This window comes from Azohydromonas australica DSM 1124, from assembly GCF_000430725.1.
GTDB lineage: Bacteria > Pseudomonadota > Gammaproteobacteria > Burkholderiales > Burkholderiaceae_C > Azohydromonas > Azohydromonas australica.
In genome coordinates, this window is sequence record NZ_KE387206.1 from 310,826 (window position 1) to 336,019 (window position 25,194).

Here is a 25,194-nt window from a genome sequence, read left to right on the forward strand (position 1 = left end):
TTGCCTCAGGTGCCGGTGGGCCGCAGGTCGGTCACGATGGCCGGGGGCGTGAAACGCCGGATCCACTCCGCCACCCAATCGTCGTCCGGCGCAGGGGCGTCGGTGTCGTTGATGTGGGCCAGGGCACGCTGCATCAGGGCAGGGGCCCAGCCGCTGTCGGGAACGGAAGCGCCCCGCAGGGCCTGCTCCACCGCGTACTGCCCCAGGCGCCGGTAGCTCTCGAACTGCGCCTCGCCGAAGAACTGGTCGGCGGTGGACTGCTGGGGGAAGTCGGGGTTCTGCGCGGCGAAGTGCAGCACGTCGCGCGGCTCGCGCCCGCACAGCACCGGCTTGAAGTACAGCAGCAGCCCGTCGGGCGCGTGCGGGCCGTCCATCGCCGAATAGCGGATGCGGCCGATCGCGCAGTAGCGGCCGTCGAAGTCGCTCTCGTCCTTGCGCTTGCGGATGGGCATGGGCTCGACCTCGATGGGAATGCCCAGGTCGAGCCGGATCTTGCGCACGGCGTTGCCCAGGTCCTCGAACCGGTAGTCGGGGTCCGCGCCGGCGTCGCTGAGCACGATGAAGTGGCAGCGCCGCAGCACCATCTCGAACAGGCCCAGGTTGTCGAAGTGCCCGCCATCGGAGAGGTAGACGTAGGGACTGCGGTCGTCGGTCATGCCCAGGGCTTCGGAGATCACCGGACGCAGCGAGAGCTTGGGCTCGCTGCGCCGCCAGGTGGTCGCGCCGTCGGCGCCGGGGTTGCCCAGCCACCAGCCCAGGCGCACGTTGAACAGCGTCAGCAGCAGCGCCGTCAGCGGCGAGGACGAGTAGCCCATGTTGGGGCTCACGGCCGCGCCGGAGACGGCCGCCGCAGTGGCGATGGAGATGCCCCCGCCGAAGTCCCGCGAGGGACGGTAGCCCAGGTAGTAGCTGCCGCTGTGCAGGGGCGAGACGCTGAACGGCGCGGCCTTGCGCTCCTGCCAGGCCAGGTCGTGCCCACGCACCAGGTTGAGCGTGAGGTTGAGCACGTGCATCAGCTTGTGCGGCGGCGGCGGCGGGAAGTTGAAGCAGGGCAGCACGCCGGGAAACGCCAGCTCCAGCAGCTTGCGGTTGGCGAAGATGCGCTGTCCGCGCTGGACGTAGCCCTGCACCAGTGCCCGCTGCGCGTCGTCCAGGAAAGGTTGCAGCTGCGTTTCCAGCCGCTCGGACTCCAGCACCCGGTTGAGCGCGGTGACCAGGTCCTGCAGCAGGGCCGCCAGCACGGTGTGGCCGGGCTGCCAGCTTTGCAGCCTCTGCTTCAGGTGGCCGTCGGGGTCGTGGCGCTTGTTGCACACCAGGTCGGCCACGGCCTGCGCCGCGGACTGCGCCGGCTTGCCGTCCGCCTTGACGGCCTGGTGGAACCCGTTCACCAGCGCGCTGGCGCTGGCGAAGTCGCTCTCGCGCAGCAGGCCGGGCTGCAGCTCATGCATGCGCACGTTGTCCTGCGGGTCGAAGCCGGTGAAGGGGTTGGGCTTGCGCTGCGTCCCGCGCGAGGCGCCCAGGAAGGTGCGCGCGATGCGGATGCGGTAGGCCGCGTGCAGCGAGAACTTGTTGAAGTTGATGCCCAGGGCCGCCAGCGCGGTGAACGCTGCCAGCAGCACCAGGGCCGTGAACACGTCCTGCACGGAGGCACGGCACAGCACCGTGGCATGCATCAACCCGTCGGTGAACAGCAGCGGCGGCCCGGGGCAGAACACGCTGCTGCTCCAGAGGGTGCCGGTCAGGCCTTGCAGCGCCACCAAGCCCGCGCTGCTGAGCAGCGACAGGACGGCCAGGAAGACCGCCAGGAACACCGCCGCCAGCACCGACGTCGAGACCGGCCCCAGCAGCGCCTGGAGCTTGCTCTTGGCGGGGGCGCCGTCGCCGTTCTTGTGGCCCGCCGGCGTGAGCGCGCTCTTGCCCAGCAGCACGCCGGCCAGGCCGGAGAAGCCACCCAGCGCGGTGACCAGGCGCGGCCATTCGAACAGCAGCAGCGGGCCGAGCACCACCACGGCGCTCAGCGCGGCCCAGCCCAGGGCGGCGACCAGCGTCCAGGCGCCGAAGCGTGCCCACCACTCACGGTCCTCGTCCTCGATCCACGTCCACTTGGACACCAGCCCGATGAACAGCGTCATGCCCGCCAGCACCGTCAGCACCACCGCCGGGGGACCCAGCACGGTGTAGAGGTGCAGTGGCCGGACACCGGCAGCCCAGCCCGGGACGCTGGCGCCCTGGCTGGCGCTCCAGCCGATGAACAGCGGGGCCAGCTCCGACAGGATCGACCAGGTGAGCAGCCCGGCGACCAGCATCGCCGCCAGGTCCAGCAGGCGCAGCCTCAGCGGCAGGCCGCGCAGCAGCGCCAGCGACAGCAGCCAGGCCACGACGATCACCGCCTCGCCCCAGATCACGATGTGGTCCAGCAGCAGCAGCGGCAGCAGCGCGGGCAGCGAGCCGGCCGGCACGCTGAGCAGCCAGGGCAGCAACTGCTGCACGGGCAGCGTTTCCTTCCACGCCGGCAGGCCCCACATGAACAGCGCCAGCACGGTGGAGAACAGCAGCAGCGGCAGCAGCCCCAGCATCAGGACCCAATGCGGCTGCTTGAGCCGGCGCAGCAGCCGGTCCCGCCAGCGCGGCGCCGCGGCCCGCACCGCCGGGGGCTGGCGGGTGCGCCGCGCGGGATCGCTGACGCTGGGACGGTTGACGATGGCGCACAACACCGTGCACACCGCCGCGGCGCTGGCCACGGCGAACAGCCAGGGCATGACCGGCTGCGCGCTCTGCCCGAACCAGCCGGCCAGGGCCGCGAACAGGCGCGGCAGCATCAGCAGCGACATCAGCAGCGGGATGAGCACCAGCCAGTTCAGCGACAAGTTGCGCAGGTACAGCCCGACCCAGGTCCAGGTGTCCAGGGTGAAGAGGCCGGCGCGGGCATTGAGGAAGTGGCTGTAGCGGCGCAGGAAGCGCAAGGGCTCGGGCTCGGCCGCGGTCCTGGATGTCCAGGCGCCGCCGTCGCGCTGCCCGACTTGGCTCAGCTCCTCGCTCACGCCCTGCAGATGGCGCGGATGGCGGTGCACCCAGGTGGAGAGCCAGCTGCCGGTGTAGCCCCCGCCGGAGACGGTGGAGAGGTAGTCGAATCGCTCCAGCACGCCGCGGCTGGCCAGGCCCTGCACCGCGCCGAGCGCGAAGGCGGCGCTGCGGATACCGCCACCGGACAGGCACAGCGCGCTGCGCAGCAGCCGGTGCTCCTTCGGCAGCGCATGGATGCACGCGTACAGGCGTGCCGCGCGCACGTCGTCCGCGCGCGCCACGAGCTGCTCAGGGAAGGCGGCCTCCAACAGCAGCCGGTTGAGCTGGGCCTGCTCGCCGCGCACGGGATCCTCCTCCGGCGTGCCCGCGGCATCCGCCTCCGCGGGCGTGGGATGCCGTGCCAACTGCTCGCTCAACCGGAACGCTTCGCTGTCGGGCTGCAGCCAGCACGGCGGGTAGAGCCGTTCGGGCCGCAGCAGCAGGGTGTTGAGCGCATCGCAAAGCCGTTGGGCGAACCCGGTGTCACCGTCGTCACCGTCGGCGCTGCCGGTACAGGCGTCGCCCAGTTGCTCGTGGATCGCGCGGGCCGGGCTGTCGCGCAGGTCGTGCGCGCTCTCGCGCAACCGCCGCGCCAGTGCGGACGCATCGATGTCGCCGACGCGCAGCAGCCAGTCCATGGGCTCGGCCATCTGGCCGTGGAGGACGGCGTACTCTTGTTCCAGTACCTCGCACAACCGCAAGGGCAGGTGCTTGCGGGCATCGGTCGTGGGCATGGCACACCTCCGGGAAGGAGCAGGCGGCACAGGAAAAAGGCTTCCTGCTGTGCCCGATGATTCCGCTGCGCCCGGCGCTTGGCACGTGACTTTGGAAAGGATGCGAGCGGATCCGCGGCTTCCCGGCCCGGAAATGAAAAAAGCCAGCGCAGTGCGCTGGCTTTTTTGTTTGGTGCCCAGGAGAGGACTCGAACCTCCACGGAGTTACCCGCTAGTACCTGAAACTAGTGCGTCTACCAATTCCGCCACCTGGGCTAGGTGTTCGTCTCAGAAGCTGCGCAGCTTAGCAGCGTTTCTAGCGACTACGCAAGCGTTTCTATCGATTTTTTTGCTGAAGCCGTTTCGCTGAAGCCGGTGGCCTCGTCGAGGCGGCCCCGGTAGAGCGCGGCCACGAGGTCGGACTGCGTGACCATGCCGGCCAGGCGCCGGTCGGCGTCCACGACCGGGATGTGGTGCAGCCCCAGGTCCGACAGCAGCGGCACCAGCTCGACGATGGGCGTGTCCACGCCGGCGGTGTGCACGCGGGCGCTCATGATCTGGCCCACCGCCTCGGGCTTCTCGGTGTGCGTCAGGCCGCTGGGGCGCAGGAAGTCGCGCAGCTTGCGCGACCAGCCCTCGTGGCGGTCCAGGCCGGCGTGCTTCATGAAGTCCACCAGCGTGAGGATGCCGATGACGTGCCGCGCCCGGTCCACCACGGGCAGCGCCTTGACGCGGTGGCTGCGCAGCTGGTTCCAGGCTTCTTCCAGCGGGGTGCCGAACTCCACCGTCACCACGTCGCGCGACATGATGTCGCCGCAGCGGATCACGCCGAAGCGGCGCTGGTAGGCCTGGGCCTCGGCCTGGTGCAGCAGGCTTTCCAGGTCCTCGGGGTCCACGTCCAGCACCTGGCCGTAGCGGTGCAGCACGACTTCCAGGTCCTCGTGCGTGAAGCCCAGGCGCTGGTTGGGCGCGGCATCGGCGGTGCCATGGCCGGGCACCGGCGGCGCGGCGCGGTGCGGGTAGGCGCGGCCGGTGACGTTGTTGTAGAGCACGGCCGCCAGCAGCAGCAGCGCGGTGTCCAGCCCGACGGGCATGAGCACGAAGCTGAAGCCCTGGCTCTGCAGCGCCGAGGCACCGAGCACGGCCGAAACCGCGATGGCGCCGCCCGGCGGGTGCAGGCAGCGCAGCGTGAACATGGCCAGCAGCGCCAGCATCAGCGCCAGGCCCGCCGACAGCGGCGTGGCGCCCAGCGTGAGCGCGCAGGCCACGCCCATGGTGGCCGACACCATGTTGCCGCCCAGCACCGACCAGGGCTGCGCCAGCGGGCTGGCCGGCAGCGCGAACAGCAGCACCGCCGACGCGCCCATGGGCGCGATCAGCCAGGGCTGGCCAGCGGCGAGCATCGAGCGCGCCATCAGCGCCGTGGCCAGGATGCCGACCAGGCCGCCGGCCGCGGCGCGCAGCCGTTCCCGCGGCGCCACGTCCATGCGCGGCGGCAGCAGTCGTTTCAGGGAGGAAAGGCGGGGAGAGGAGGTGGTGGTGAGCGACGACACGGACTTCCGGGTGGGGTCGGCGAGGGCGGGAGTCTGCGCGATGCCCTAAATCGGTGCAGGCGCAAGGGCAGGAAAGGGCAGGGCACCCCGCCCTGCCCAGGTCTGGCCCGGGTTAGGCGGCCTCTTCCAGCGCCTCCAGCGGCCCGAAGAACTCCCAGCGCAGCCGCTCTTCCGGCACGCCCAGCGCGAGCGCCAGGCGGCGCACCTGCTGCATGAAGGGCTTGGGGCCGAGGAAGTACAGGTCCACGTCGCGGTCCGCGGGCAGGTGCTGCATCAGCACTTGGCTCGTGAGGCGGCCCACGGCGTGCGGCTGGTCGCCCGAGCGCGGCTCGTCGTACAGGAAGAAGGCCTGCACGTTGGGGTGCTCGGCCGCCAGCGCCTGTACGCGCTCGCGGAAGGCGTGCACGCCGCCGTGGCGCGCGGCATGCAGGAAGTGCACGGGGCGGCCGGTGGCGGCCACCGTCTCCAGCATGCTCATCGCGGGCGTGATGCCCACGCCGCCGGTGATCAGCAGCAGCGGGCGCGTGGCGTCGAGCTTGTCCAGCACGAACTCGCCCGCAGGCTGCTGCACCTGAAGCTCCGTGCCGACCTGGGCATGGTCGTGCAGCCAGTTCGACACCTTGCCGCCGGGCTCGCGCTTGACGCTGATGCGCCAGGTGTCCTTCCCCGGCGCGCCGGAGAGCGAGTAGTTGCGCCGCGTGGGCTGGCCGTCGATGTCCAGCACCAGCGTCAGGTACTGGCCCGGGTGGTACGCGGGCAGCGCGCCGCCGTCGACCGGGGCCAGGTAGAAGGAGGTGATCAGCTCGCTCTCCACCTCGCGGCGCGCGACGCGGAAGGCGCGCGTGCCGCGCCAGCCGCCCACGCGCTCGGCATTGCTGGCGTACACCTCCTCCTCGGCCTGGATCAGCACCTGCGCCAGCGCGCCGTAGGCCTCGGCCCAGGCATTGATGATGTCGTCGGTGGCGGCCTCGCCCAGCACCTCGCGGATGGCGCGCAGCAGGTACTCGCCGACGATCGGGTAGTGCTCGGGCAGCACGCCCAGCGCGACGTGCTTGTGGATGATGCGCGGCAGCTCGCCGGCGATCTTGTCCAGGCGGTCGATGTGCGCCGCGTAGGCCAGCACCGCGTGCGCCAGCGCGCGCGGCTGCGAGCCGTGCGCCTGGTGCGCCTCGTTGAAGAAGGCCTTCACTTCCGGACGCTCGCGGAACATGAGCGGATAGAAGTGCTTCGTGATCGCCTCGCCGTGCTCCTGCAGCACGGGAACGGTGGCTTTGACAAGTTCAATGGTCTTGGCGGACAGCATGAGAAGGTCTCCAGTGCAGAACCTTTGTTCCATATCAATTTGCGGACCAGCCTGCCAGCGTGCGCCAAGTGCTTGATTCATCTCAAATCCGCGCCTGCAGTGGTCTTTTTCACCTGGAACATTGCGTGGTCAAATCAACCACAATGTGGTCATGAAGACCCAGGTGACCGGTGTGACGGAAGAGGACGTGCGCTACGCCGAGCTGCTGGCCGCCGTGCGCGGCATGGCGCAGGCGGACGCGGCGGCGCTGCTGCGGCTCGAAGGCGAGGTGCTGGTGCCGGTGGCGGTGCAGGGCCTGAGCGAGGAGGCGCTTGCACGGCGCTTCCCGGTGCAGGCGCATCCGCGGCTGGCGCTGCTGCTGCGAAGTCCGCAGGGGCAGCGGCTGCCGGCAGATTGCAGCCTGCCCGACCCCTATGACGGGCTGGTGGCGCACCAGCCCGAGATCCTGCCGGTGCACGACTGCATGGGCGCGCCGCTGCAGCTGGACGGCCAGACCTGGGGCCTGCTGACGCTGGACGCGCTGCAGCCCGGTCGCTTCGATGCGGTGCAGGCGCAGCTGCCGGCGCTGGCGCGGCTGGTGGAGCAGGGCATCGCGGCGGCGAGGACCATCCGCGCGCTGGCCGACAGTGCCGAGCAGGCGCTGGCGCGGGCCGAGGCGCTGAGCGACGACGGGCAGCGCGCGCCGCGCGAGCTGCTGGGCCGCAGCCCGGCGATGCAGCGGCTGCAGCGCGAGATCGCCACCGTCGCCGCCTCGGAGCTGACGGTGCTGATCCTGGGCGAGACCGGCGTGGGCAAGGAACTGGTGGCGCGCCGGCTGCATGCCCAGTCGCTGCGCCACGCGCAGCCACTGGTGCAGGTGAACTGCGCGGCGCTGCCGGAAACGCTGGCCGAGAGCGAGCTGTTCGGGCACCGCCGGGGCGCCTTCACCGGCGCGACGCAGGCGCGCGCGGGCCGCTTCCAGATCGCCGACGGCGGCACGCTGTTCCTGGACGAGGTGGGCGAGCTGTCGCTGCCGGTGCAGGCCAAGCTGCTGCGCGTGCTGCAGAGCGGCGAGGTCCAGCGCCCGGGCAGCGACGAGGTGGTGCACGTGGACGTGCGCGTGATCGCGGCGACGAACCGCGACCTGGCGGCGGAGGTGGCGGCCGGGCGCTTCCGCGCCGATCTGTACCACCGGCTGTCGGTGTACCCGCTGCGCGTGCCGCCGCTGCGCGAGCGCGGGCGCGACGTGCTGGCGCTGGCGGAGAGCTTCCTGGAGGAGAACCAGCATCGCCTGGGCGCGCGCAACCTGCGCCTGTCGCCGGCGAGCAAGGCGCTGCTGCTGCAGCCCGCCTGGCCGGGCAACGTGCGCGAGCTGGAGCACCTGATCAGCCGCGCCGCGCTGCGCGCGCGCATGGAGCCGGGCAAGGGCCGCTGGATCGCGATCGAGCCTCGGCACCTGGCGGGCGAGGCGGACATCGCCGGCGCCGGGATGCCGGTGGCGGCGCCGGCGCCCGTCACCGCGCCGGCCGCCGCGGGCGATGCGCCGGGCGGCCTGGAGGCGGCGGTTTCCGCCGTGCCGGGGCAGACGCTGCGGGAGGCCACCGACGCCTTCCAGCGCGCCTGGATCGAGGCCGCGCTGGCGCGCCACGGCGCCTCGATGGCCGCGGCGGCGCGGGAGGCGGGCATGGACCGCAGCAATTTCCACCGGCTGGCGCGGCGCCTGGGGCTGGCGGCCGGGCGCCGCGGCGCGCTTGGCTAAGCTCGCGCGCATGGGCAAGCAACACAGCATCCGTCAAGGTGCCCAGGGTCCGCGCGAGCGCTGGAGCCTGGACGCGGGCAGCGGCGACGTCGCGCGGCTGGACATTCCGGCCGACGCACAGCGCGAGCGCCATTTCGAGATCGACAGCCGTTTCGTGGTGCGCCGCCGCGCCGATGCGGACGAGGCGTGGCACGAGCTGCGGGTGTCGGTGGACGGCGCGCTGCGCTGGTCGCGCCGCGTGGACAGCGCCGAAGGGAGCGACTCGCTGGACTACCGCTTCAGCGTGCGGCTGCCCGCCGGGCGCCCGCTGCGGCTGCTGGCGACCACGGCGGTGCAGGGCGTGCAGCGGGTGTCGCTGGTGCTGGAGGCGTGGGAGGAGTAGCGGAGCGCCTTCAGGCCAGGCCGCGCCGGCTGGCGAGCACGGCGGCCTCGGCGCGGCTGCTGAGGTTGAGCTTGCGGTAGATGGCGCGGATGTGCTCGTTGAGCCCCGGGGGGCGCAGGCCCAGCAGCCCGGCGATCTCCTTGAGCGTGAAGCCCTTGCTCAGGAAGGTGAGCACTTCGTTCTCGCGCGGCGTGAGCTGCTCCTGGGCCTGGTGCGGCTCCAGCGCGATGCGGCCGGGCGCGGCGAGGCCGGTGGTCGGCGCGCCGACGCGGAAATGCGACAGCATCCGCCGCGCGATGGCCGGCGACAGCGGCGGCTGCCCGCGCACGATGCGCTGCAGTTCCTCCACCAGCAGCTCGAAGCGGTCTTCCTTGAGCAGGTAGCCCTCGGCACCGCACTGCAGCGCGGGGAACAGGTGCTCGTCGTCCACGTACAGCGTGGTGACGATGCGGGTGGCGGGGTAGTCGACCAGCTCGGCCAGGAAGGCCAAGCCCTGGTTGTCGGCCAGCTCCAGGTCGACGAGCACGAGGCGGAAGGGCTCGCCATCGTCGTTGCGCAGGTGAGTGCGTGCCGACTCCAGGTTGCCGGCCTCGGTGATGCCCATCGCCTCGCTGAAGCTCTCGCGCACGACGCGGCACAGGAAGCTGCGCGCAACCGGGTTGTTTTCCAGGATCAGGACCTTGACGGCCATGGAGACGGCTCCCGCCCGATGAGAAGCCGCGCGCCTTGACAGGGATCGCGGCGTGAAGAAATGCGGCCGTTATGTTGTTGAAATTATCCTAACACCCGCTAACCTTGCGCCGGCCCGACCGGCGCCACGTCCGGCCCCGGGCTGCCAACTCCGGCGCGCTTCGCGGGCCCAACCCAAGCAATACCCGATGCGAATCCTGATCGCCAACGACGATGGCTATCTTGCGCCTGGACTGGCGGCCCTGGTGGCCGCCGTGCAGGACCTCGGCGAGATCGACGTGATCGCGCCCGAGCAGAACGCCAGCGGCACTTCCAATTCGTTGAGCCTGCACCGGCCCTTGTCGGTGTTCAAGGCGGGCAACGGCTTCAACGTGGTCAACGGCACGCCGTCGGACTGCGTGCACGTGGCCCTCACGGGGCTGTTGCCGCAGCGGCCCGACCTGGTGCTCTCGGGCATCAACAACGGCGCCAACATGGGCGACGACACGCTGTACTCCGGTACCGTGGCCGCAGCCATGGAGGGCTACCTGTTCGGCGTGCCGGCCATCGCGTTCTCGCAGGCCGAGCGCGGCTGGCACCACCTGGAGAGCGCCGCGCGCGTGGCGCGCGCCATCGTGGACGAGGTGCTGCGCCAGCCCCCGGCGCCCGTGCCCTGGCTGCTCAACGTCAACATTCCCAACCACCCGGAAGCCGAGCGGCTGCCGCGGATCGTGACGCGGCTGGGCCGGCGCCACGCCAGCGAGCCTGTGATCCGGCAGACCAACCCGCGCGGCGAGCCGATCTACTGGATCGGCCCCGCGGGCGACGCGCGCGAGGCGGGCGAGGGCACCGACTTCCACGCCACGGCCAGCGGCTGCGTGTCGATCACGCCGCTGCAGGTGGACCTCACCGCGCATGCCACGCTGCCGGCGTGGCGCGCGGTGCTGCAGCGCCAGTCATGAAGCCGCGCGGGCCGCGCTTTCCGATCGGCCTGGACCGCGTGGCGCCCGGCGCGCAGACCGCGGGCGTCACGCAGCGTCCGCAGCGCCCGGTGCACGAGGCCGCCGCCGATGCCCGGCGCCAGAGCGCGCCCAGCGGGCTGGGGCTGGACTCCGGCGCCGTGCGCGCGCGCATGGTGCAGCGGTTGCGCGCGCAGGGATTGCTGTGCGAGCCGGTGCTGAAGGCGCTGGAGCAGGTGCCGCGCCACCACTTCGTGGACGCGGCGCTGGTGGCCCAGGCCTACGAGGACACCGCGCTGCCGATCGGCCACGGCCAGACCATCTCCAAGCCCTCGGTGGTGGCGCGCATGCTGGCGCTGCTGTTCGAGGGGCGCACGGCGCGCCAGCGCGGCACGCTGGGACGCGTGCTGGAGATCGGCACGGGCAGCGGCTACCAGGCCGCGCTGCTGGGCCTGCTGGGCTCGCAGGTGATCTCGGTGGAGCGGGTGCGCCCGCTGCACGACCGGGCGCGCACGCTGCTGCAGCCGTTGCGTCGCCAGAACCTGCGCCTGGTATGGGCTGACGGCCGCCTGGGTCATGGGCCCAATGCCCCTTACGACACCGTGATCGCCGCGGCCGGCGGCGAGGCGCTGCCGCAGTCCTGGCTGGACCAGATGGCCCCGGGCGCACGCCTGGTGGCGCCGTTGCACGCGAGCGCCGGCGGCGGGCAGGTGCTGATGGTGGTGGACCGCACGGAGTCGGACTGGGTCCGGCAGGTGCACGAGGCGGTGCACTTCGTACCCCTAAAATCCGGCCTTGCTTGAACGGAGGGACGTTTTGTCGATGAGTTCGAATTCCTGGCGTGCTGCCTTGGCCATGGCTGCGGGCGTGTCGACGGTGCTGATCGTCGGCTGTGCTTCGCCCCAGCAGCAGGCGCCCGTCGAGGATCGCCCCCGCACCGCCGTGCGCCCGGCTCCCGCGCCGGTGGCTACTCCCGCACCGGTCGAGGTCGTGAAACCGCTGCGCGGCATCGAGAACGCCGGCAAGCCCGGCTACTACACCATTCGCCCCGGCGACACGCTCATCCGCATCGGGCTGGAGAACGGCCAGAGCTGGAAGGACATCGCGCGCTGGAGCGGGATCGACAATCCCAACCAGATCGAGATTGGCGAGGTGGTGCGCGTGGTGCCGCCTGGCGTGGACCCGAGCGTGGTGGCTTCGCGCCCGGTGGCTTCGTCCCGCGTCGAAAGCCGCGCGCTCGATGCCAAGCCCGCGGCGGCCACGGCCGCCGGCGCCGCGGCTGCGTCCGGCGCCGCCGCATCGGCAGCGCCCACGACGGCGGTCACGGCCGCGGCGTCGGCCAGCGACAGCGCCTCCGCCGCGACGCCTGCGCCTGCACCGACGCCCGCGCGCGAGACCAGCAGCGCCGCGCGCGACCCGGACGACAACATCACCTGGATCTGGCCCGCCGGCGGCAGCGTTGCCGGCGCCTTCGACGACACGCGCAACAAGGGCATCACCATCACCGGCCGCGCGGGCGACCCGGTGCTGGCCGCCGCCGATGGCCGCGTGGTGTATGCCGGCTCGGGGTTGCGCGGCTACGGCAACCTCGTGATCGTCAAACACAACAACACGTACCTCACGGCCTACGCACACAACCAGACGCTGCTGGTCAAGGAAGATCAGGTGGTGCGCCGCGGCCAGCGCATCGCCGAGATGGGCTCCAGCGACGCCAGCCGCGTGCAGCTGCACTTCGAGATTCGCAAGCAGGGCAAGCCGATCGATCCGACCAGGCTGCTACCGCCACGCTGATGGCATGACTTGATTCACCGGAGGTGACCAATGAGCAGGCGATGGGACGTACGCGAGGGCTCAGCGGTAAATCCGGTGAACATCGCGCCGCTGGTGGCGGCGCTGGACGACGAGGAAAGCCGGCCGGCGCCCTTGCCGGAAGAGGCGGCTCCTGCCGCCGAGCCTGCGGCGGACGGCCCCGCCGTTGCGCTGCCGGCGGGCGAGTCCGACGTCGGCAACACGCTGCAGCTCTACTTGCGCGAGATCCGCCGCGCACCGCTGCTCACGCCCGAACAGGAATACGCCACGGCGGTGCGCGCGCGTGCCGGGGACTTCGAGGCGCGCCAGGCGATGATCGAGCGCAACCTGCGCCTGGTCGTGAGCATCGCCAAGAACTACATGGGCCGCGGGCTGCCCATGACCGACCTGATCGAGGAAGGCAACCTCGGCCTCATGCATGCCATCGGCAAGTTCGAGCCGGAGCGGGGCTTTCGCTTCTCCACCTATGCCTCGTGGTGGATCCGCCAGAACATCGAGCGGGCGATCATGCACCAGGCCCGTCTGGTGCGGCTGCCGGTGCACGTGGTGCGCGAGCTCAACCAGGTCCTCAAGATGCGCCGCGCGCTGGAGAGCGAGAACGCCCGTCCCGGCGAGAGCAGCGAGCGCACGGTGAGCGTGGAACAGGTGGCCACGGCGCTGGGCCGCTCGGTGCAGGACGTGGCAGCGCTGCTGCGCTTTGCCGAGCAGCCCACCTCGCTGGACGCGCCGCTGGAGCGCGACCAGGGCGAGTCCATGCTGGACACCGTGGCCGACGACCAGGCGCTCGATCCGCTGGGCCACACGCTGGTGCGCGAGGTGGAGCAGCTGCTGCGCACGGGCATTTCCGAGCTCAACGAGCGCGAGCGCGAGGTGCTCACCGGCCGCTACGGGCTGCACGACCGCGAGCCCGAGACGCTGGAGGTGCTGGCCGAGCGCATGGGGCTCACGCGCGAGCGCATCCGCCAGATCCAGCAGGAGGCGCTGGTCAAGCTCAAGCGGCGCATGGTGCGCCAGGGCATCGACCGCGACTCCATCTTCTAGGCGCCGCAGGGCTTCCAAGCGCGGATTTGTCCCGGCCGCGGCACCGTGCATGGCCGCGTGCGCCGGCTCCCCTTTGCCCGGGCGGGATAATCCGCGCCCTATGACGGTTGACAAGGAATGGCTGCGCGTCGAGTCGCTGGACCTCGATGCGCAAGGCGTGGCCCACAACGCCGAGGGGAAGGTCGTCTTCATCGAGGGCGCGCTGCCGGGCGAGGAAGTGCAAGTCCAGGTGTCGCGGCGTAAGAACAACTGGGAGCAGGGCACCTTGCAGGCGCTGCGGCGCGAGAGCTCGCAGCGCGTGACGCCGGGCTGCGTGCACTTCGGGCTGCATGCGGGCGCCTGCGGCGGCTGCAAGATGCAGCACCTGCATGCCGGCGCGCAGATCGCCATCAAGCAGCGCGTGCTGGAGGACAACCTCTGGCACCTGGGCAAGGTCAAGCCCGAGCGCATGCTGCGCCCGGTCGAAGGGCCGACCTGGGGCTACCGCTACCGCGCGCGGCTGTCGGTACGCCACGTGGCCAAGAAGGGCACGGTGCTGGTGGGCTTCCACGAGCGCAAGTCGCGCTACGTGGCCGACATGCAGCGCTGCGAGGTGTTGCCGCCGCACGTGAGCGCGCTGCTGATGCCGCTGCGCGCGCTGGTCGCCTCCATGGAGGCGCGCGACCGGCTGCCGCAGATCGAGCTCGCCATCGGCGAGGGCCCGCAGGGCCTGGTGACGGCGCTGGTGCTGCGCCACCTGGAGCCGCTCAGCGGCGCCGACGTGCAGCGGCTGCGCGACTTTGCCACCGAGCATGGCGTGCAGTGGTGGCTGCAGCCTAAGGGGCCGGACACGGTGCACCTGCTCGACGAGGGCGGTCCGGAGCTGGCGTATTCGCTGCCGGAGTTCGGCGTGGTGATGCCCTTCAAGCCCACCGACTTCACGCAGGTGAACCACCACATCAACACGGTGCTGGTGGGGCGTGCGCTGCGGCTGCTGGACGTGCAGCCCGATGAGCGCGTCATCGACTGGTTCTGCGGGCTGGGCAACTTCACGCTGCCGCTGGCGACGCAGGCGCGCGAGGTGCTGGGCATCGAGGGCAGCGAGACGCTGGTGCAGCGCTCGCGCGAGAACGCGCAGCGCAACGGCCTGGCCCACAAGGCCAGCTTCGCGGCGCGCAACCTGTTCGAGCTCACGCCGGCGGATGTGGTGGCCTACGAGCCGGCGCAGCGCTGGCTGGTGGATCCGCCGCGCGAAGGCGCCTTCGCGCTGGCCAAGGCGCTGGCGGACCTGCGCCAGTCGCCCGAGCTGGCGCCGCCGGGCTGGGAGCCGCCGCGGCGCATCGTCTACGTGAGCTGCAACCCGGCCACGCTGGCACGGGACGCGGGGCTGCTGGTGCATCAGGCGGGCTACCGCTGCACGGCGGCCGGCGCGGTGAACATGTTCCCGCACACGGCGCATGTGGAAAGCATGGCGGTGTTCGAGTACGACCCGCATGCCGTACCGAAGGCGCCCCCGGCCGACACCGGCGAGGCGTTGGCGCTGCCCGAGGCTGAGGCCTGACGCGCACAAACCGAACGCCCATGAAAAAGGCCCCTCGCGGGGCCTTTTTGCTTGCGGGGTGCGGCGTGTTCGGGTTATTCGCGGTCGCCGCCGAAGATGCCCAGCAGGGCCAGCAGGTTCTGGAAGATGTTGTACAGGTCCAGATAGATAGCCAGCGTGGCGGTGATGTAGTTGGTCTCGCCGCCGTCGATCACGCGCTTGATGTCATAGAGCAGGAAGGCGGAGAACAGGCCGATGGCGATCACCGACAGCGTCATCATCAGCGCGCTGGACTGCACGAAGATGTTCACCAGCATCGCCACGAACAGCAGGATCAGGCCCACGAACAGGAACTTGCCCATGTTCGTGAGGTCGCGCTTGATGACGGTGGCCAGCGTGGCCACGGCCAGGAACACGCCCGCGGTGCCACCGAAGGCCAGCATCACGAGCTGCGCGCCGTTGGAGAAGCCCAGCACGGCGGCCAGCATGCGCGAGAGCATCAGGCCCATGAAGAAGGTGAAGGCCAGCAGCACGGCCACGCCGGCGGCGGAGTCCTTGGTCTTCTCGATGGCGAACATCAGGCCGAAGGCGCCGACCAGGAACACGATCATGCTCATGCCCGTGCCCATCGCGGCCATGATGCCGGTGCTCACGCCCACCCAGGCGCCCAGGACCGTCGGCACCAGCGACAGCGCAAGCAGCCAGTAGGTGTTGCGCAGCACGCGGTTGCGCTGCGCACTGAGCGAACCCGCCGTTCCCTGGCCGGAATAGACGGTCTGCAGGCGTTGGTCCATGAAAGAAGCCTCCAAAGATGATCAAGACGGGGTTTCGACCCGCTGTTGCAATTCTAGTTCCGCCCTTTGGGGGATTGCCCCGGCGCGGACGCCGTGGCCACTCCTGCGCGGCGCGTGAAGCAGTTTTAATCGGTGCCGCATGAAGCAGCGACCGGCTGCCCGCTACATTGGCGGCCTTTTTTCACCCCACAAAGAGCAGTTCCCAAGATGAAGAACCGACCGATGCTGACCCAGGACGACGTGCAGGCGATGGGCGAGGCCGCCCGCGCCGAGGCACAGGCCAACGGCTGGGCCGTGACGATTGCCATCGTGGACGACGGCGGCCACCTGCTGTGGCTGCAGCGCCTGGACGGCGCGGCGCCGGTGTCGTCGCAGATCGCCCCGGCCAAGGCCCGCACCGCGGCGCTGGGCCGGCGCGAGAGCAAGGCCTACGAGGACATGATCAACCAGGGCCGCACCTCGTTCCTGAGCGCGCCGGGCGTCGAGGCCCTGCTCGAAGGCGGCGTGCCGGTGACCGTGGAAGGCCATTGCATCGGCGCCGTGGGCGTCAGCGGCGTGAAGTCCTCCGAGGACGCCCAGATCGCGCGCGCGGGCATCGCGGCGCTCAAGACCGCCTGACAAAGCCGTTCTTGGCCCCGGGCTGTCGGGGCCGCGCTGGCATGCACCATGCCGGCGCATGCGACACCGTTCGAAGTGCACGGCAAAGGCGGACAACTCCTCACGCGGTGCGGGGGCGGCTCCGGGGGGAAACCCGGGGTCCGCTATAATTCCAAGGTTTACCCGCCACCATCCCGCCCGGCGAATATCGCCACCGTTGCCGCCGGTCCACCCCGGTTGCGCACCAACATCGAGCGCCACAGCAGCGCCGGGCGTGCACACACACCGGAGTCTTCCTTGCTGCCTGTACAGCCTCCCGCACTTCTCGCACTTGCAGACGGCACGGTCTTTCAGGGCACCTCGATCGGCGCAGCCGGTCATACCGTCGGCGAAGTGGTGTTCAACACCGCGCTCACCGGCTACCAGGAAATCCTCACCGACCCGAGCTACTGCCGCCAGATCGTCACGCTGACGTATCCGCACATCGGCAACTACGGCGTCAACGGCGAGGATGTCGAGGCCTCGAAGGTCCATGCCGCCGGCCTGGTGATCAAGGACCTGCCCGTGCGCGTGTCCAACTTCCGCGCCGGCCAGTCCCTCACCGAGTACCTGCAGTCGCAGGGCACGGTCGCCATCGCCGACATCGACACACGACGCCTGACGCGCGTGCTGCGCACCACCGGCGCGCAGAACGGCTGCATCGTCGCCTTCCCGGCCGGCACCGTGATCACCGAGGCGCACAAGGCCGAGGCCGTGGAGCGCGCCAAGGCCGCGCCCAGCATGGCGGGGCAGGACCTGGCCAAGGTGGTCTCCACGCGCGAGACCTACGAGTGGACGCAGACCGAGTGGACGCTCGGCAGCGGCTACGGCGTCCAGGAGGCGCCGCGTTTCCACGTCGTTGCCTACGACTACGGCGTGAAGCTCAACATCCTGCGCATGCTGGCCAGCCGCGGCTGCCGCATCACGGTGCTGCCGGCGCAGGCGTCGGCGCGCGAGGCGCTGGCGCTCAAGCCCGACGGCATCTTCCTGTCCAACGGCCCCGGCGACCCGCAGCCCTGCGACTACGCCATCGAAGCCGTGCGCGAGCTCATCCACAGCGGGCTGCCGACCTTCGGCATCTGCCTGGGCCACCAGATCATGGCCCTGGCCGCCGGCGCGCCGACCTACAAGATGAAGTTCGGCCACCACGGCGCCAACCATCCGGTCAAGGACCTGGACAACGGCCGCGTGAGCATCACCAGCCAGAACCACGGCTTCGCCGTGAAGGCCGACGCGCTGCCGGCCAACCTGCGCGCCACGCACGTGAGCCTGTTCGACGGCTCGCTGCAGGGCCTGGCCTGGACCGACAAACCCGCCTTCTGCTTCCAGGGGCACCCCGAGGCCTCCCCCGGCCCGCACGACATTGCGTACCTGTTCGACCGCTTCATTGAGCTGATGGCGGCGCGCCAGACGGAGAAGAACTGAGATGCCCAAGCGCACCGACATCAAGAGCGTCCTCATCATCGGCGCCGGCCCGATCATCATCGGCCAGGCCTGTGAGTTCGATTATTCCGGCGCCCAGGCCTGCAAGGCACTGCGCGAGGAAGGCTACAAGGTCATCCTGGTCAACTCGAACCCGGCGACCATCATGACGGACCCGGCCACGGCCGACGTCACGTACATCGAGCCCATCACCTGGCAGGTGGTGGAGCGCATCATCGCCAAGGAGCGCCCGGACGTGATCCTGCCCACCATGGGCGGGCAGACGGCGCTCAACTGCGCCCTCGACCTGCACCGCCACGGCGTGCTGGAGAAGTACGGCGTAGAGATGATCGGCGCCAACGAGCACGCCATCGAGAAGGCCGAGGACCGCCAGAAGTTCAAGGAGGCGATGACCAAGATCGGCCTCGATTCGGCCAAGAGCGGCATCGCCCACAGCATGGAAGACGCCTGGAACGTGCAAAAGCGCATCCAGGCCGAGATCGGCGGCTCGGGCTTCCCGATGGTGATCCGCCCCAGCTTCACGCTGGGCGGCACCGGCGGCGGCATCGCCTACAACCCCGAAGAGTTCGAGGAGATCTGCAAGCGCGGCCTCGACCTCTCGCCGACCAAGGAACTCCTGATCGAGGAGAGCCTGATCGGCTGGAAGGAGTACGAGATGGAAGTCGTCCGCGACAAGGCGGACAACTGCATCATCGTGTGCTCGATCGAGAACCTGGACCCGATGGGCATCCACACCGGCGACTCGATCACGGTCGCGCCGGCGCAGACGCTCACCGACAAGGAATACCAGCTGCTGCGCAACGCCTCCATCGCGATCCTGCGCGAGATCGGCGTGGACACCGGCGGCTCCAACGTGCAGTTCTCGATCAACCCGGACAACGGCCGCATGATCGTGATCGAGATGAACCCGCGCGTGAGCCGCAGCTCGGCGCTGGCCTCCAAGGCGACGGGTTTCCCGATCGCCAAGATCGCCGCCAAGCTGGCCGTGGGCTACACGCTCGACGAGCTCAGGAACGACATCACCGGCGGCGCCACGCCGGCCTCGTTCGAGCCCAGCATCGACTACGTGGTCACCAAGATCCCGCGCTTCGCATTCGAGAAGTTCCGCGAGGCCGATCCGCACCTGACCACGCAGATGAAGTCGGTGGGCGAGGTGATGGCCATGGGCCGCACCTTCCAGGAAAGCTTCCAGAAGGCGCTGCGCGGCCTGGAGACCGGCATCGACGGCCTGTCGGAGCGCTCGACCGACCGCGACGAGATCGTGGAAGAGATCGGCAGCCCCGGCCCTGAACGCATCCTGTTCCTGGCCGACGCCTTCCGCATCGGCATGAGCCTGGACGAGATCTTCGAGGAGACCGCGGTGGACCCGTGGTTCCTGGCGCAGATCGAGCAGCTCGTGCAGACCGAAGAGGCGCTCAAGGCGCGCACGCTGGACAGCCTGTCGAAGGACGAGCTGTTCTTCCTCAAGCGCAAGGGCTTCTCCGACAAGCGCCTGGGCAAGCTGCTGAACAGCAACCAGCACGACGTGCGCCGCGCGCGCCACGCCCTGGGCGTGCGCCCGGTCTACAAGCGCGTGGACACCTGTGCCGCCGAGTTCGAGACGCAGACCGCCTACATGTACTCCACGTACGACGAGGAGTGCGAGGCGGCGCCCAGCGACAAGAAGAAGATCATGGTGCTGGGCGGCGGTCCGAACCGCATCGGCCAGGGCATCGAGTTCGACTACTGCTGCGTGCACGCGGCGCTGGCGATGCGCGAGGACGGGTACGAGACCATCATGGTCAACTGCAACCCGGAAACCGTCTCCACCGACTACGACACCTCCGACCGCCTGTACTTCGAGCCGGTGACGCTGGAGGACGTGCTGGAGATCGTCGACAAGGAAAAGCCCGTCGGCGTGATCGTGCAGTACGGCGGCCAGACGCCGCTGAAGCTGGCGCTGGACCTGGAGGCCAACGGCGTGCCCATCATCGGCACCTCGCCCGACTCCATCGACATCGCCGAGGACCGCGAGCGCTTCCAAAAGCTGCTGCACGAGCTGGGCCTGAAGCAGCCGCCCAACCGCACCGCGCGCACCGAAGAGGCCGCGCTGCAACTGGCGCACGAAATCGGCTACCCGCTGGTGGTGCGTCCGAGCTACGTGCTGGGCGGCCGCGCGATGGAGATCGTGCACGGCGACAAGGACCTGGAGCGCTACATGCGCGAGGCCGTGCGCGTGTCGGAGAAGTCGCCGGTGCTGCTGGACCGCTTCCTGGACGACGCCATCGAAGTGGACGTGGACTGCATCAGCGACGGCGAGGCCGTCATGATCGGCGGGATCATGGAGCACATCGAGCAGGCCGGCGTGCACTCGGGCGACTCCGCCTGCTCGCTGCCGCCGTACTCGCTGCCGGCGTCGCTGCAGGACGAGCTGCGCCGCCAGACCACGCTGATGGCCAAGGCGCTCAAGGTCGTGGGCCTGATGAACGTGCAGTTCGCCATCCAGGGCGAGGGCGACCAGGCCGTCGTCTACGTGCTGGAAGTGAACCCGCGCGCCTCGCGCACGGTGCCCTACGTCTCCAAGGCGACGGGCCAGCCGCTGGCCAAGATCGCCGCGCGCTGCATGGCGGGCCAGAAGCTCGCCGGGCAGAAAGGGCCGGACGGCCGCGCGCCGCGCGAGGTGGTGCCGCCATACTTCAGCGTCAAGGAAGCGGTGTTCCCCTTCAACAAGTTCCCCGGCGTGGACCCGATCCTGGGCCCCGAGATGCGCTCCACGGGCGAGGTCATGGGCGTGGGCAAGAGCTTCGGCGAGGCCATGCTCAAGAGCCAGCTCGGCGCGGGCTCGCGGCTGCCGTCGTCGGGCACGGTGGTGATCAGCGTGAAGAACAGCGACAAGCAGCGCGCGGTCCAGGTGGCCGCCGAGCTGCACAAGCTGGGCTTCAAGCTGCTGGCCACCAAGGGCACGGCCACCGCCATCGCGGCTGCCGACATCCCGGTGAAGACGGTGAACAAGGTGAAGGACGGCCGTCCGCACATCGCCGACATGGTGAAGGCGGGCGAGATCCAGCTGGTGCTCACCACGGTGGACGAGACGCGCACGGCCATTGCCGATTCGCGCTACATCCGCACCGCCGCGCTGGCCAACCGCGTGACCTACTACACGACCATGGCCGGCTGCGAGGCCGCCACCGAGGCGCTCAAGCACCAGGATGACCTCGGCGTCATCTCGCTGCAGGAGATGCACGCTCAGCTGCACTAAACTGCAGCGGCGTCGCCACCGCCCGGGCCTGCTGCCGGGGCGGTGGCTTTCTCATAACTCAAACGCGCCCCGGGCGCGTTTTGCTTTTGATCCATCAATCCGAACCATGGCCACCATTCCCATCACCAAGCGCGGCGCCGAGAAGCTCAAGGAGGAGCTGCAGCGCCTGAAGTACGTCGAGCGGCCCGCGGTGGTGCTGGCGATCCAGGAAGCGCGTGCGCAGGGCGACCTGTCGGAAAACGCCGAGTACGACGCCGCCAAGGACAAGCAGGGCTTCATCGAGGGCCGGATCCTGGAGATCGAGGGCAAGCTGGCCGCGGCGCAGGTGATCGACCCGTCGGACCTCGACGCCGGCGGACGCGTGGTGTTCGGCGCCACGGTGGACCTGGAGGACGAAGCCACGGGCATGAGCGTGACCTACCAGATCGTCGGGGACGATGAGGCCGATCTCAAGCAGGGCCTGATCTCCATCAGCTCGCCCATCGCGCGCGCGCTCATCGGCAAGGAAGCCGGCGACGTGGCCGAAGTGCAGGCGCCCGGCGGCATCAAGACCTACGAGATCATGGAAGTGCACTACCGGTGAGCGATGCCACGACGCCGGGCGGTGGCGGCCTGCTGCGCGTACGCCGGCTGTTGCCCCCGCTGTGGGCCGGGCTGTTGCTGTGCGTCGCCCTGGTGGCCACGCCGGCGCCTTTTGCGACGCTGGAGCGTACGCAGGCCGGACTGGTGGTGGCTTTCATCTTCAAGCGCGAGGCGTTCCTGACACTGGCGGCGGCGATGGCCTTCGTGCTGATCGAGCGGCGCCGTGCACGCGCCGGGCTGGGTTCCCAGTTCAGCACCGAGATGGCGCTGGCGCTGGGTGCGCTGTTTTTCACGGTGATTGGCTACTTCAGCCTGCAGCCGATGATGGCCGAGGCGCGTGCCGGGCAGGGTGCGCTGAGCTTCGGACAGCTGCACGCCGTCAGCCTGGTGCTCTTCGGCCTGAAAATCCTGTGCGTGCTTGCGCTGTCGTGGCGTGTAGCGGCGCCGGACAAGGCGCCGCATTCCTGACAACTGTTTCCCGATTTACTCGGCCACGCGCTTCTTGACGCTGGTAGTGCGGCGCTTGGCGCGCTTGATGCTGCCGCCGGGCGTCACGCGTTCGTTGCCCAGCACGCGCACCTTCTTGACCTGGGGGCGGTGGTTGCCGCTCTTGCTGAACTTCACGATCTTCACCACCTTCGGTCCGGGACGGCGGTCTTCGCGCTCCTCGGCTTCCTTGGGTGGGATGGGGCGCCACAGCACCAGCAGCTTGCCGATGTGCTGGATGGGGGCGGCGTCGAGCTGGTCGGCCAATTGGCCGAGCAGGGCCTCGCGCGCGTCACGGTCATCGGAGAAGACGCGCACCTTGATCAGGCCATGGGCCTTGAGCGCAGCATCGAGCTCCTTGAGTACGCCGGGGGTGAGGCCCTCGGACCCGATCTGTACGACGGGGTCGAGGTGGTGAGCGGCGGCGCGGTGTTCTTTGCGCTGGGCCGGGGTCAGATTGATCGCAGACATCCTTACATTATCGACGCAGCATGAAGATTAAGACCAAGAGCAAGAAGGTCAACAAGGCTTGGCTGGCCGACCACATCAACGACCCCTACGTAAAGATGGCGCAACGGGAGGGCTACCGCGCCCGCGCCGCCTACAAGCTCAAGGAGATCGACGAGGCGCTGGGCCTGATCCGGCCGGGGCAGGTGGTGGTGGACCTGGGCGCCGCTCCTGGAGCCTGGAGCCAGTACCTGCGGCGGCGCTTCGCGCCCAAGGCCGCCGGTACGGGCGGCGCGGCAGTGGGCGAGCTGCAAGGCACGATCATCGCGCTGGACATCCTCCCGTTCGAGCCGGTGGAAGGCGTTCAGTTCATCCAGGGCGACTTTCGGGAGGACACAGTGCTGGCGCAGCTGCATGAAGCGCTGGCTGGGCGGCAGGCCGATTTGGTGGTCTCAGACATGGCGCCGAACCTGTCCGGCATCGAGAGTGCAGACTCCGCGCGCATCGCCCATTTGGTCGAACTGGCAGTGGAGTTCTGTGAGGGACATCTCAAGCCCTCCGGTGCGCTGGTGTGCAAAGTTTTCCACGGTAGTGGCTACAGCCAGTTGGTGGAACTTTTCAAGCGGCACTTCCGTGTCGTCAAGCCGATCAAGCCCAAGGCTTCGCGCGATCGGTCGGCGGAAACTTTTCTGGTAGGCCTGGGTCTGAAAAATGCTTGAGGGGCTTTGTCCATCCGTGTTGCCTAGGGCGTTGAAAACACCTGCCTCCTCCCGGGACAAAGCAAGATTTGTTGAACCCTTGACTGAACTAAAATTGCCCTCAATTCCGCTCTGTCACGCCCCGCGCGCGTGACGGAGCCTGGTTTGAAAAGGAGCCGCGGTGAACAATCAATGGTTCTCTAAAGTCGCTGTCTGGATGGTGATCGCCCTGGTGCTGTTCACTGTCTTCAAGCAGTTCGACCGCGGAGTGACGGCCGGTAACCAGATCGGTTATTCGGACTTTCTGGAAGAAGTGCGCGCCAAGCGCATCAAATCCGTGACGCTGCAGGAAGGCAATGGCGGCACGGACATCATCGCCACCACCACCGACGACAAGCGGCTGCGCAGTACCGCCACCTACCTCGATCGGGGCCTGGTGGGCGATCTGATCAACAACGGCGTCAAGTTCGACGTCAAGCCGCGTGAAGAACCGTCGGTGCTGATGAGCATCCTCGTGAGCTGGGGCCCGATGCTGCTGCTCATCGGCGTGTGGATCTACTTCATGCGCCAGATGCAGGGCGGGGGCAAGGGAGGCGCCTTCAGTTTCGGCAAGTCCAAGGCGCGCATGTTGGACGAGGCCAACAACTCCACCACCTTCGCCGACGTCGCGGGCTGCGACGAGGCCAAGGAAGAGGTCAAGGAGCTTGTGGACTTCCTGAAGGATCCCCAGCGCTTCCAGAAGCTCGGTGGCCGCATCCCGCGCGGCGTGCTCCTGGTGGGCCCTCCGGGTACCGGCAAGACGCTGCTGGCCAAGGCCATCGCGGGTGAAGCGAAGGTGCCTTTCTTCAGCATCTCCGGCTCCGACTTCGTGGAAATGTTCGTCGGCGTGGGCGCGGCGCGTGTGCGCGACATGTTCGAGCAGGCCAAGAAGAGCGCTCCCTGCATCATCTTCGTGGACGAAATCGACGCGGTGGGCCGCCACCGCGGTGCCGGCCTGGGCGGCGGCAACGACGAGCGCGAGCAGACGCTGAACCAGATGCTGGTCGAGATGGACGGCTTCGAGACCAACCTGGGTGTGATCGTGATGGCGGCCACCAACCGGCCCGACATCCTCGACCCCGCGCTGCTGCGTCCCGGCCGCTTCGACCGCCAGGTCTACGTGACGCTGCCTGACGTGCGTGGCCGCGAGCAGATCCTCAACGTGCACATGCGCAAGGTGCCGGTGGGCCAGGACATCCGTGCCGACATCCTGGCGCGCGGTACTCCGGGCTTCTCCGGTGCCGACTTGGCCAACCTGGTCAACGAGGCGGCGCTGTTCGCCGCGCGACGCAACGCGCGCGTGGTCGAGATGGTCGACTTCGAGAAGGCCAAGGACAAGATCATGATGGGCCCCGAGCGCAAGTCCATGGTCATGCCCGAGGAAGAGCGCAAGAACACGGCGTACCACGAGGCCGGCCACGCGCTGGTGGCGCGCCTGATGCCCAAGACCGACCCGGTGCACAAGGTCACGGTGATCCCGCGCGGTCGTGCCCTGGGTGTAACGATGCAGCTGCCCGAGGGCGACCGCTACAGCATGGACAAGGAGCGCATGCTCTCCACCATCTCCGTGCTCTTCGGTGGCCGCATCGCGGAAGAGGTGTTCATGAACCAGATGACCACCGGCGCTTCCAACGACTTCGAGCGTGCCACGCAGATCGCCCGTGACATGGTGACCCGCTACGGCATGACCGACGAGCTGGGCCCCATGGTCTACGCGGAGAACGAAGGCGAAGTCTTCCTCGGTCGCTCGGTCACCAAGACGACCAACATGTCCGAAGAAACGATGCGTAAGGTTGATTCGGTCATCCGCCGGATCATCGACGAGCAATACACCACGGCGCGTCGGCTCATCGAGGAGAACAAGGACAAGATGCACGCCATGGCGCGCGCGCTGATCGAATGGGAAACCATCGACAGCGACCAGATCGACGACATCATGTCCGGCAAGCCGCCGCGTCCGCCCAAGGACTGGACGTCCACGCCGCCGCGCTCGGGTGGCAACGTCACGCCGCCGGTCAACCCGGACGGCTCGCCCGCCACGGCATCGTCCTGATCCCTGGCGCTTCCCTGACTGACATGCTG

At 69.3% G+C, this 25,194-nt stretch carries 20 protein-coding genes and 1 tRNA gene; 14 read left to right on the forward strand and 7 right to left on the reverse strand.

Annotation, left to right across the window (positions count from 1 at the left end):
* Positions 1-5: 5 nt before the first annotated feature.
* The 4 genes from H537_RS55115 to hmpA form a co-directional block, all read right to left on the reverse strand.
* Positions 6-3,797: a patatin-like phospholipase family protein gene (locus tag H537_RS55115; RefSeq protein ID WP_029000394.1), complete on the reverse strand. Its 3,792-nt coding sequence runs from the start codon at positions 3,795-3,797 to the stop codon at positions 6-8.
* A gap of 170 nt (positions 3,798-3,967) precedes the next feature.
* Positions 3,968-4,052: transfer RNA gene (locus tag H537_RS0127300), tRNA-Leu, on the reverse strand.
* Positions 4,053-4,099: 47 nt separating this feature from the next.
* Positions 4,100-5,329 (reverse strand): HPP family protein, encoded by a 1,230-nt coding sequence (locus H537_RS45795; RefSeq protein WP_238446817.1) that lies wholly within the window; start codon positions 5,327-5,329, stop codon positions 4,100-4,102.
* 112 nt (positions 5,330-5,441) lie between these two features.
* Complete coding sequence (gene hmpA / locus H537_RS0127310; protein WP_029000395.1) at positions 5,442-6,632, reverse strand: NO-inducible flavohemoprotein; 1,191 nt, start codon at positions 6,630-6,632, stop codon at positions 5,442-5,444.
* A gap of 151 nt (positions 6,633-6,783) precedes the next feature.
* On the opposite strand from hmpA, the gene norR reads away from it, so the two are divergent.
* Positions 6,784-8,370: a nitric oxide reductase transcriptional regulator NorR gene (gene norR, locus H537_RS0127315; protein WP_051243316.1), complete on the forward strand. Its 1,587-nt coding sequence runs from the start codon at positions 6,784-6,786 to the stop codon at positions 8,368-8,370.
* A gap of 10 nt (positions 8,371-8,380) precedes the next feature.
* A complete protein-coding gene (locus H537_RS0127320; protein WP_051243318.1) occupies positions 8,381-8,752 on the forward strand; it encodes a hypothetical protein in 372 nt (123 codons plus the stop codon).
* A 10-nt stretch (positions 8,753-8,762) separates the two neighbouring features.
* Here H537_RS0127320 and H537_RS0127325 read toward each other — a convergent pair whose 3' ends face one another.
* Entirely contained in the window at positions 8,763-9,443 is a 681-nt protein-coding gene (locus H537_RS0127325) for a LuxR C-terminal-related transcriptional regulator (RefSeq protein ID WP_029000398.1), read from the reverse strand.
* Between the two features lie 187 nt (positions 9,444-9,630).
* Here H537_RS0127325 and surE point away from each other — a divergent pair, with 187 nt between their 5' ends.
* The 5 genes from surE to rlmD all read left to right on the forward strand — a co-directional run bounded on the left by surE (position 9,631) and on the right by rlmD (position 14,770).
* The gene (gene surE, locus H537_RS0127330; RefSeq protein ID WP_029000399.1) at positions 9,631-10,383 is read left to right on the forward strand and encodes a 5'/3'-nucleotidase SurE; all 753 of its coding nucleotides are present in this window, start codon (positions 9,631-9,633) and stop codon (positions 10,381-10,383) included.
* Positions 10,380-11,183 (forward strand): protein-L-isoaspartate(D-aspartate) O-methyltransferase, encoded by an 804-nt coding sequence (locus H537_RS0127335; RefSeq protein ID WP_029000400.1) that lies wholly within the window; start codon positions 10,380-10,382, stop codon positions 11,181-11,183. Before surE ends, H537_RS0127335 begins: the two co-directional genes overlap by 4 nt.
* 19 nt (positions 11,184-11,202) lie before the next feature.
* Positions 11,203-12,171 (forward strand): peptidoglycan DD-metalloendopeptidase family protein, encoded by a 969-nt coding sequence (locus H537_RS0127340; RefSeq protein WP_051243321.1) that lies wholly within the window; start codon positions 11,203-11,205, stop codon positions 12,169-12,171.
* 30 nt (positions 12,172-12,201) lie between these two features.
* On the forward strand, positions 12,202-13,230 hold the full coding sequence (gene rpoS / locus H537_RS0127345; protein WP_084150972.1) for an RNA polymerase sigma factor RpoS: 1,029 nt from the start codon (positions 12,202-12,204) through the stop codon (positions 13,228-13,230).
* 100 nt (positions 13,231-13,330) lie between these two features.
* On the forward strand, positions 13,331-14,770 hold the full coding sequence (gene rlmD, locus H537_RS45800; protein ID WP_084150973.1) for a 23S rRNA (uracil(1939)-C(5))-methyltransferase RlmD: 1,440 nt from the start codon (positions 13,331-13,333) through the stop codon (positions 14,768-14,770).
* Positions 14,771-14,844: 74 nt separating this feature from the next.
* Here rlmD and H537_RS0127355 read toward each other — a convergent pair whose 3' ends face one another.
* Entirely contained in the window at positions 14,845-15,543 is a 699-nt protein-coding gene (locus H537_RS0127355) for a Bax inhibitor-1/YccA family protein (RefSeq protein WP_029000403.1), read from the reverse strand.
* A gap of 207 nt (positions 15,544-15,750) precedes the next feature.
* On the opposite strand from H537_RS0127355, the gene H537_RS0127360 reads away from it, so the two are divergent.
* From H537_RS0127360 to H537_RS0127380, 5 genes are all read left to right on the forward strand, one after another.
* Positions 15,751-16,161, forward strand: coding sequence for a GlcG/HbpS family heme-binding protein (locus H537_RS0127360; protein WP_029000404.1), 411 nt, complete (start codon positions 15,751-15,753; stop codon positions 16,159-16,161).
* A 276-nt stretch (positions 16,162-16,437) separates the two neighbouring features.
* A complete protein-coding gene (carA, locus tag H537_RS0127365) occupies positions 16,438-17,604 on the forward strand; it encodes a glutamine-hydrolyzing carbamoyl-phosphate synthase small subunit (RefSeq protein ID WP_029000405.1) in 1,167 nt (388 codons plus the stop codon).
* Position 17,605: 1 nt separating this feature from the next.
* Positions 17,606-20,860: a carbamoyl-phosphate synthase large subunit gene (gene carB / locus H537_RS0127370; protein WP_029000406.1), complete on the forward strand. Its 3,255-nt coding sequence runs from the start codon at positions 17,606-17,608 to the stop codon at positions 20,858-20,860.
* A 106-nt stretch (positions 20,861-20,966) separates the two neighbouring features.
* Positions 20,967-21,443: a transcription elongation factor GreA gene (gene greA, locus H537_RS0127375; RefSeq protein ID WP_029000407.1), complete on the forward strand. Its 477-nt coding sequence runs from the start codon at positions 20,967-20,969 to the stop codon at positions 21,441-21,443.
* The gene (locus tag H537_RS0127380; protein ID WP_238446818.1) at positions 21,440-21,910 is read left to right on the forward strand and encodes a DUF4149 domain-containing protein; all 471 of its coding nucleotides are present in this window, start codon (positions 21,440-21,442) and stop codon (positions 21,908-21,910) included. Before greA ends, H537_RS0127380 begins: the two co-directional genes overlap by 4 nt.
* A gap of 15 nt (positions 21,911-21,925) precedes the next feature.
* Here H537_RS0127380 and H537_RS0127385 read toward each other — a convergent pair whose 3' ends face one another.
* A complete protein-coding gene (locus H537_RS0127385) occupies positions 21,926-22,399 on the reverse strand; it encodes a YhbY family RNA-binding protein (protein ID WP_029000409.1) in 474 nt (157 codons plus the stop codon).
* Between the two features lie 20 nt (positions 22,400-22,419).
* Between H537_RS0127385 and H537_RS0127390 the strand changes: the two genes are divergently transcribed.
* Positions 22,420-23,094, forward strand: a complete 675-nt coding sequence (locus H537_RS0127390; protein ID WP_029000410.1) for an RlmE family RNA methyltransferase — start codon at positions 22,420-22,422, stop codon at positions 23,092-23,094.
* 160 nt (positions 23,095-23,254) lie between these two features.
* Positions 23,255-25,165 (forward strand): ATP-dependent zinc metalloprotease FtsH, encoded by a 1,911-nt coding sequence (gene ftsH / locus H537_RS0127395; RefSeq protein WP_029000411.1) that lies wholly within the window; start codon positions 23,255-23,257, stop codon positions 25,163-25,165.
* Positions 25,166-25,194 lie beyond the last annotated feature (29 nt).

Bases quoted from the DNA above. Each gene is read 5' to 3' on its own strand.
- H537_RS55115 (WP_029000394.1), bottom strand. From the start codon at position 3,797: ATGCCCACGACCGATGCCCGCAAGCACCTGCCCTTGCGGTTGTGCGAG.
- H537_RS0127355 (WP_029000403.1), bottom strand. From the start codon at position 15,543: ATGGACCAACGCCTGCAGACCGTCTATTCCGGCCAGGGAACGGCGGGT.
- rpoS (WP_084150972.1), top strand. From the start codon at position 12,202: ATGAGCAGGCGATGGGACGTACGCGAGGGCTCAGCGGTAAATCCGGTG.
- norR (WP_051243316.1), top strand. From the start codon at position 6,784: ATGAAGACCCAGGTGACCGGTGTGACGGAAGAGGACGTGCGCTACGCC.
- greA (WP_029000407.1), top strand. From the start codon at position 20,967: ATGGCCACCATTCCCATCACCAAGCGCGGCGCCGAGAAGCTCAAGGAG.
- hmpA (WP_029000395.1), bottom strand. From the start codon at position 6,632: ATGCTGTCCGCCAAGACCATTGAACTTGTCAAAGCCACCGTTCCCGTG.
- H537_RS0127390 (WP_029000410.1), top strand. From the start codon at position 22,420: ATGAAGATTAAGACCAAGAGCAAGAAGGTCAACAAGGCTTGGCTGGCC.
- H537_RS0127360 (WP_029000404.1), top strand. From the start codon at position 15,751: ATGAAGAACCGACCGATGCTGACCCAGGACGACGTGCAGGCGATGGGC.
- rlmD (WP_084150973.1), top strand. From the start codon at position 13,331: ATGACGGTTGACAAGGAATGGCTGCGCGTCGAGTCGCTGGACCTCGAT.
- H537_RS0127340 (WP_051243321.1), top strand. From the start codon at position 11,203: ATGAGTTCGAATTCCTGGCGTGCTGCCTTGGCCATGGCTGCGGGCGTG.
- surE (WP_029000399.1), top strand. From the start codon at position 9,631: ATGCGAATCCTGATCGCCAACGACGATGGCTATCTTGCGCCTGGACTG.
- carB (WP_029000406.1), top strand. From the start codon at position 17,606: ATGCCCAAGCGCACCGACATCAAGAGCGTCCTCATCATCGGCGCCGGC.
- H537_RS0127325 (WP_029000398.1), bottom strand. From the start codon at position 9,443: ATGGCCGTCAAGGTCCTGATCCTGGAAAACAACCCGGTTGCGCGCAGC.
- H537_RS0127385 (WP_029000409.1), bottom strand. From the start codon at position 22,399: ATGTCTGCGATCAATCTGACCCCGGCCCAGCGCAAAGAACACCGCGCC.
- H537_RS0127335 (WP_029000400.1), top strand. From the start codon at position 10,380: ATGAAGCCGCGCGGGCCGCGCTTTCCGATCGGCCTGGACCGCGTGGCG.
- H537_RS0127320 (WP_051243318.1), top strand. From the start codon at position 8,381: ATGGGCAAGCAACACAGCATCCGTCAAGGTGCCCAGGGTCCGCGCGAG.